This window comes from Bradyrhizobium sp. Kon69, from assembly GCF_055807515.1.
This window is the reverse complement of sequence record NZ_JBVVOS010000086.1, coordinates 1-906: the sequence shown is the minus strand read 5'-3', so window position 1 is coordinate 906 and position 906 is coordinate 1. Positions and strand designations below refer to the sequence as shown.

The 906-nt window shown below is 67.1% G+C and carries 1 protein-coding gene; it reads left to right on the top strand.

Going from position 1 to position 906, the window contains the following annotated elements; all coding sequences use genetic code 11:
- On the top strand, positions 1-906 hold a 906-nt coding region (locus AC0L3U_RS38290; protein WP_473364946.1), incomplete at both ends, for a DUF1522 domain-containing protein.

The window sequence follows — 906 nt, the reverse complement described above, 5'->3', positions numbered from 1 at the left end:
AAGACCGTCTCCATCACCTCCGGCGCTGCGACGATCTCCACGAGCGCCAGCCAGCCAGGTGCTGCCGTCTCGACCGCCGTCGGCGGCGCCGTCACGCTGAAGAGCTCGACGGGTGCGGATCTCAGCGTCACCGGCAAGGCCGACCTGCTCAAGGCTCTCGGCCTGACGACCGCTGTGGGCGGCGGCAACGCCACCGTCAACGTCAACCGGACCACGAGCTCGGCCTCACTGGGTGCGACGATCGCGGACGGTTCGACGCTGAACGTCGACGGCCACGTCATCACCTTCAAGAACGCGCCGATCCCGGGTTCAACCGGTGCTCCGAGCGTTCCGAGCGGTTATGGTACGAGCGGTAACGTCCTCACCGACGGCGCCGGCAACTCGACGGTCTATCTGCAGGCCGGCACGGTCAACGACGTGCTGAAGGCGATCGACCTTGCCACCGGCGTGCAGACCGCGACGGTCAACGCCAACGGCACCGCGACGCTTGCGACCGCCACGGGCCAGACCAACTCGTCGATCAATGCCTCGGGTCAGCTCAAGCTCTCGACCGGCGTCAATGCCGACCTGTCGATCACCGGCACCGGCAACGCGCTGAATGCGCTTGGCTTCGCCGGCAACACCGGGACCTCGAGCGCGTTCACCGCGGCGCGCACCTCCGGCGTCGGTGGCCTTACCGGCAAGACCTTGACCTTCTCCTCCTTCAACGGCGGCACGGCGGTCAACGTCACCTTCGGCGACGGCACCAACGGCACGGTCAAGACGCTCGATCAGCTGAACACGAAGCTTCAGGCCAACAACCTGACGGCGACGATCGACGCCAACGGCTTGCTGACGGTCTCGACCACCAACGACTACGCGTCCTCGACCATCGGTTCGAGCGCCGCGGGTGGTGCGATCGGCGGC